The organism is Methylobacterium tarhaniae (genome assembly GCF_001043955.1).
GTDB classification, from domain to species: Bacteria; Pseudomonadota; Alphaproteobacteria; order Rhizobiales; family Beijerinckiaceae; genus Methylobacterium; species Methylobacterium tarhaniae.
The window spans coordinates 1-1,472 of sequence record NZ_LABZ01000382.1; the positions used below are offsets into that span (position 1 = coordinate 1).

Annotated in this window: 3 protein-coding genes; all 3 read right to left on the reverse strand. The window is 68.3% G+C overall.

All coding sequences use genetic code 11. The annotated features are described in order from the left end of the window. On the reverse strand, nucleotides 1–246 hold a 246-nt coding region (locus VQ03_RS30155; RefSeq protein ID WP_048454623.1), incomplete at its 3' end, for an ATP-binding cassette domain-containing protein. Next, nucleotides 233–1,069 carry an amino acid ABC transporter permease gene (locus tag VQ03_RS30160; protein ID WP_048454624.1) on the reverse strand — a complete coding sequence of 279 codons (837 nt, stop codon included), beginning with the start codon at nucleotides 1,067–1,069 and terminating at the stop codon, nucleotides 233–235. The genes VQ03_RS30160 and VQ03_RS30155, both read right to left, overlap by 14 nt. Continuing rightward, nucleotides 1,066–1,472, reverse strand: a 407-nt coding sequence (locus VQ03_RS30165) for an ABC transporter permease subunit (RefSeq protein WP_048454625.1), incomplete at its 5' end; no start/stop codon positions are given. The genes VQ03_RS30160 and VQ03_RS30165, both read right to left, overlap by 4 nt.

A 1,472-nucleotide genomic window follows, 5' to 3' on the forward strand; every position in this document is an offset into this window, starting at 1 on the left:
CCCGTCGACGGTGATCGAGCCGCCCTGGATCGGGCTGAGGCCGTTGATGCAGCGGATCAGGGTCGACTTGCCGGAGCCGGACGGCCCGATGATGCACACTACCTCGCCCTTGCGGATGTCGAGGCTGATGCCCTTCAGCACCTCGAAGGCACCGTAGGACTTGCGGACGTCGCGCAGCGAGACGAGGGCGCGGGCATCGCCGGCCAGGGAGGTGGGCGTGGCAAGGGCGGGATCAGCGAACGGCATAGCGGCGCTCCAACAGGCGGGTCCACACCGCGATCGGATAGATGTAGACGAAGAACAGGCACAGCAGGAACAAGTAGAACGGCAGCAGAAGCTCCGGGCGCGCGCCGGCCGCCTCCATGCTCGCCTGGGCGTTCGACACCGCCTCGTGCACGCTGAAGATCGAGGCCATCGGGGTCGACAGGGTCAGGAGGGCGTACCAGTTCATCCAGGGCGGGATGCCGCGGCGGATGCATTGCGGCAGGATGATGTGGCGCAGGGTCTGGGCGCGGGTGAAGGCGAGCCCCTCGGCCGATTCCCACTGTCCCGTCGGGATCGAGCGCACCGCGCCGCGCAGGATCTCGCTGATGTTGCCCATCACCGGAAGCGAGAAGGCCAGGGTGGCCTTGCCCCAGTCCGGCAGCGGGACCCGCCACCCGCCCGGCAGCCGAATCTCGATCGGCAGGAGGTACATCACCAGGAACAGGATCACGAGCCAGGGCGAGTTGCGCAGGAGATGCGTGACGAAGCGGGCCGGCAGCCGGATGAGCGCCGCCTCGCTGATCTGCATCAGGCCGAGCCCGATCCCGAGCACCGTGGCGATCGCCATCGCCAGCACGCTCATGGCGAGGTTGAGGGCGAAGCCCCGCAGGATGAACGGGGCGTAGTCGATCAGGGCGGCGAGCGCCGAGGACGGCGCCCCGACGATGCCCGAGCGCATGGCTGCGACGGCGAGCGAGACCGCGAGCGCGAGCAGCAGGACCGCGACGTGCCGGGCCCTCAAGCCCCGCAGGACCTGACCGTCGCGCAGGCGCGCCCTGTTGAGCTGGAAGGCAGGCTGCCTCATCGGCCGTATCCCGGAAGCATGAGCCGGCGCTCGACCGCGTGCAGGCCGGCGGCGAGCAGCGTCACGACGACGATGTAGAACCCGAACAGGACCAGCATCATTTCCGGGACGTTCAGGTTGTCGGACCAGACCTGGTTGAGCACGTAGGTCATCTCCGGGACCGTGATGATGTAGGCCAGCGACGTCGTCTTGGCCAAGCTGACGAGGTTGTTGGTCAGGGCCGGCAGGCTGATGCGGAACGCGAGGGGCAGCGTGATGTAGAGGTAGGTCTGGAAGCGCGAGAAGCAGAGGCTCTCGGCCGCCTCCAGGGTCGAATCGGGCACCGCCTCGATGCCCGCCCGGAAGATCTCGACGTTGAAGGCGCCGCCGAAGATGCCGAGCGCGATCACCGCCCAGGCGAAGG